4 protein-coding genes are annotated in these 4,284 nt (G+C 65.4%); 1 reads left to right on the forward strand and 3 read right to left on the reverse strand.

Going from position 1 to position 4,284, the window contains the following annotated elements; all coding sequences use genetic code 11:
• On the forward strand, positions 1-629 hold a 629-nt coding region (locus tag JOZ76_RS37405; protein WP_291706387.1), incomplete at its 5' end, for a DUF5996 family protein.
• 25 nt (positions 630-654) lie between these two features.
• On the opposite strand, the gene JOZ76_RS37410 is transcribed toward JOZ76_RS37405, so the two are convergent.
• The 3 genes from JOZ76_RS37410 to JOZ76_RS37420 form a co-directional block, all read right to left on the reverse strand.
• Positions 655-1,344, reverse strand: coding sequence for a response regulator (locus JOZ76_RS37410; RefSeq protein ID WP_291706388.1), 690 nt, complete (start codon positions 1,342-1,344; stop codon positions 655-657).
• Positions 1,341-4,064, reverse strand: a complete 2,724-nt coding sequence (locus JOZ76_RS37415; RefSeq protein ID WP_291706389.1) for a sensor histidine kinase — start codon at positions 4,062-4,064, stop codon at positions 1,341-1,343. Before JOZ76_RS37415 ends, JOZ76_RS37410 begins: the two co-directional genes overlap by 4 nt.
• Positions 4,065-4,105: 41 nt before the next feature.
• The coding region (locus JOZ76_RS37420) for a potassium-transporting ATPase subunit C (protein ID WP_291706390.1) at positions 4,106-4,284 on the reverse strand (179 nt) is incomplete at its 5' end.

The following is a 4,284-nucleotide window of genomic DNA, read 5'->3' on the forward strand; positions in this document are numbered from 1 at the left end:
ATCTCGTGGCACGGCTCGGCGGAACGCCTGACTTCGACGGCCGGCCGAACGAGATCCCCGATGCGATTCCATTCCACGGCGACCGGCAGGAGAGGCCGTACGATGCCGCCGCCGTGACGCGCTTCTTTCACGCGCTCGTTGCGGTGAGCCGCGTGTTCTCGCGGTTTCGCACTGGTTTTGTCGGAAAGGTCAGTCCCGTGCATCTGTTCTGGGGCAGTCTTGATCTCGCGGTCACCCGCTTCTCGGGGCGTCGCGCCCCGCTGCATCCCGGCGGCATCCCGAACCTGCCCGACGAGGTGACGCGCGAGGCTTACAGCGACGAGGTGTCATCCGCCGGCTTCTGGCCCGGTGGCGGCGGGGTGGATTTTCCCGCGTTCTATTCCTACGCCTATCCGACGCCGAGTGGATTTGCCGACGCGCCCGTGGCGCCGGCGGGAGCCTCTTTCGATGCCAAACTCGGTGAGTTCTTGCTGCCCTATGATGTCGTCCGGAGCTCGCCCAATCCGGACACCGCGCTGATGGAATTTCTGGACAGCACCTATCGCGCGGCAGCCGATCTCGGCCGTTGGAATCGCGACGCGCTGGAATGCGCCATCGGCCAGCCGCTCCATCCTCGTCCGCTGAAATAGGGCGGCGTCCGGCGAAGCTGCCAGCTCAGTCGGGGGCGCGCAGCCGATAGCCGATGCCGGTTTCGGTCAGCACATGATGCGGACGCTCCGGGTCGGCCTCGATCTTCTGACGGAGCTGGCGCACATAGACGCGCAGATATTGCGCGTCGGTCAATTCGTCCCACAGCTCCTTCAACAGAAAGCGGTGGGTCAGGACCTTGCCGGCGTGCTGCACCAACACGCGCAGCAGCTCATACTCCTTCGGCGAGAGTTTGATGTCCCTGTCGCCGACCTTGACGATGCGCCGCACCAGATCGACCGAGAGATCGCCGCTGCGAAAAATCGGTCGCTCGCCCTGGACCTGTAACTGATGCCGCAGTGCCGCACGCAATCGCGCCAAAAGCTCATCCATGCCGAACGGCTTTGTGACATAATCGTCCGCGCCGAGATCGAGCGCCTGTACCTTGCCGGCCTCGTCACCCCGGCTCGACAGCACCACGACCGGCACGCTGTCGTTGCGGGCACGGATGGTGCGCAGCAGCTCGTGGCCCTGAATGTCCGGCAGGCCCAAATCGAGAATGATCAGCGCCGGATTTTCGGCGAGCAGTTCGAGCGCGACCTTGCCGCTCGGCGCCTCCAGCACCTCATAGCCCTTGGTCGCAAGACCCATCCTGAGCAATTTGCGGATCGGCGGCTCGTCGTCGATGACCAAAACCTTGATCGGCGGGGCGTTCATGCGGCGGTGTCCAATGCCTTGGAGCGCACAGGAATCGGCAGACGAATGGTCAGCACGGCGCCACTGCGATCCCTGCGGTTGGATGCGAAAATTCGCCCTTGCATCGCCTCGATGAAGCCGCGGGAGATCGCAAGACCGAGGCCCGTGCCCGGGCGGACGTGATCGGACTTCTGCACGCGGTAAAACTTGTCGAATACGCTCTCGACCTCGCCGTCCGGAATCCCCTCGCCCTCGTCGGTGACCTCGAGCACGAACTGCGAGCCGTCGCGATAGCTCCGCATCGTGATGGCGGTGCCGGCGTGCGAATACTTTGCCGCATTGTCGAGCAGGTTGAACAGCACCTGCTCGAACAGCACGGCGTCGATCTCGAGCATCGGCAGTTCGGCGGCAAAATCGAGCGCGATGCGGTGCTGCGCGAGAATCTTGGTCGCGCGCCGCAGCGCGCTGCCGACCACCTCGCCGACGTCGTGCAGCGCCAGATTCGGCACCACGGCGCCGGATTCCAGTTTTGTCATGTCGAGCAGATTGGCGATGAAGCGGTTGAGCCGCTCGGATTCGTCGATGACGGTTGCCAGGAGATCGTGCTTCTCCTGCTCCGAAAGGCCGCTGGCGAGGTCGCGCATGGTCGAGGCCGCGCCCAGTACCGAAGCGAGCGGCGTCTTCAGATCGTGCGAGATCGAGGTCAGCAGCGCCGAGCGCAGCCGTTCCGACTCCATCGTACGCTTGACGCGGTCCATGTCCTCGACCAGCAGCACGCGTTCGATCGCGAGCGCGCCCTGATCGACCAGCGCGTCCAGCAGGCGGCGCTGGTCCGGCGTCAGCAGCGGGCCGGTACGGTCATTGTCGATGCCGATGACGCCGATCGAGCCGCGGCCGGTGCGCATCGGCAGGAACAGGCGCTTTGCGCCTGGCAGCGTATCGGAGCCGCGGCCGGCCACGCGATCGTTGCTCCAGGCCCAGTTGGCCGCGGCGAGATCGGCCTGGTCAAGCTGGTCCTCCGGCGGATAGCCTGCCTTGACCGTCAAGAGGCCCTGCTCCGGCAGCAGCAGCACGACGCGCACCTTCAGCATCAGCGCGGTCTGATAGGCGCTCGCCCACAACACGTCATCGAGCGTCGCAGTGCCGGCGAGTTTTCTGCTGAAGGCATAGAGCTGCTCGGTCATCCGGATGCGGCCGATCGCGGTGTCGGCCTGCGTGCGCACCCGCGCGGCCACATTCGACACCAGGATCGCGATCACCATGAAGAGGAAGAAGGCCGCGATGTTGGTGGGATCGGTGATGGTGAAGGTGTAGATCGGCGGCAGGAAAAAGAAATTGTAGGTCAGCGAGGCCGCGACGGTCGCGAGCAGCGACGGCCACAGGCCGTAGCGCACCGCGACGCCCACGACGGCGGTCAACAGCACGAGATCGACGTTCTCGATGCCGAACCAAGGCTGGATCAGCTCGGCGGCGGCGAGACCGCCGGCGGTGATCAGCAGCGCCATCAGATAGGGTCGCGGGTTGAAGGTTTCGCTGCGTGCCGCCGTCTGCACGGAATTGGCGAGTGGCGGCCCCGACGGCAGATCCTCACCGGCGATGACGTTGATGGTGATGTTGCCGGCGCGCCGCACCAGGTCGTGCACCACGGAGCCGCGCATGATCTCGAACAGGCGCGAGCGCGCCGACTTGCCGACGATGATCTGGGTGACGTTGTTGGCTTGCGCGAATTTGATGACGTCGTCGGCAATGCGGCGTTCGACGCCGGGAATGGTGATGGCCTCGCCGCCGAGCGCTTCGGCGAGCCGCAGCGTGTCGGCAAGGCGGTCGCGCTCCTCGTCGGTCAGTTGCAGGCTGCGCCGCGTCTCGATCGAGATCGCGGTCCACGGCGCGTGGACACGGTCGGCGAGCCGTTTTGTGTGGCGCACGAGGCCCGCCGCGCGCGGGTCCTCGCTGACGCAGACCAGGATGCGCTCGCCGGCCGCCCACGGGCCCGCGATCGCATTGGCCTGCATGTGGGTGAGCAGCTGCTCGTCGACCCGCTCCGCGGTGCGGCGCAGCGCCAGCTCGCGCAGTGCGGTCAGATTGCCCGGCGAGAAATAATGCTCCAGCGCGCGCTCGGCCTGCTTTGGGACATAGACCTTGCCCTCTTTCAGGCGCTGAATCAGATCGTCCGGCGTCAGGTCGATCAGCTCGATGGCATCTGCACGCTCGAAAATCGAGTCGGGGACGGTCTCGCGTACCCGCACATGGGTGATCTGCGCAACCACGTCGTTGAGGCTCTCGATGTGCTGGATGTTGACGGCCGTGTAGACATCGATACCGCGTGACAAGAGCTCCTCAACGTCAAGATAGCGTTTTGGATGGCGGCTGCCGGCCGCGTTGGTATGGGCGAGCTCGTCGACCAGAATGAGCGCCGGATGGCGCGCGATCACCGCATCGAGGTCCATCTCCTCGACCAACTGCCCGCGATAGTCGATGCGCTTGCGCGGGATGACTTCCAGGCCGCGCAGCAGCGCTTCGGTCTCGGCCCGCCCATGAGTCTCGACGATGCCGACGACGACGTCGACGCCCGCCTTCAGCTTGGCATGGGCGCTCTGCAGCATCTCATAGGTCTTGCCGACGCCCGGAGCGGCGCCGACGAAGATTTTTAGCCGCCCGACCTGCGCGTTCTCGCGCCGGGCGGCTTCCAAAAGCGCATCTGGCGATGGCCGTTTCTCACTGTCGCGGCTTTGATTTGCCATGCCGCATTATAGTCAGGCCGCTCCGGCTCGCCTAGCTGGTCCTACTTCGAGGCGGCGTCGAGCGCGAGGTTGAGCTCCAGCACGTTGACACGGGGCTCGCCAAGCAGGGCTGCAAACCGGGCCTTGGTATTTTGAGTGACCAGCTCGCGTACCTTCTCTTCCGTCATGTTACGGGCCTTGGCGACGCGCGGCACCTGGAACAGCGCCGCCTCCGGCGAGA

This window comes from Bradyrhizobium sp., assembly GCF_019244115.1.
In the GTDB taxonomy this organism is placed as follows: Bacteria; Pseudomonadota; Alphaproteobacteria; order Rhizobiales; family Xanthobacteraceae; genus Bradyrhizobium.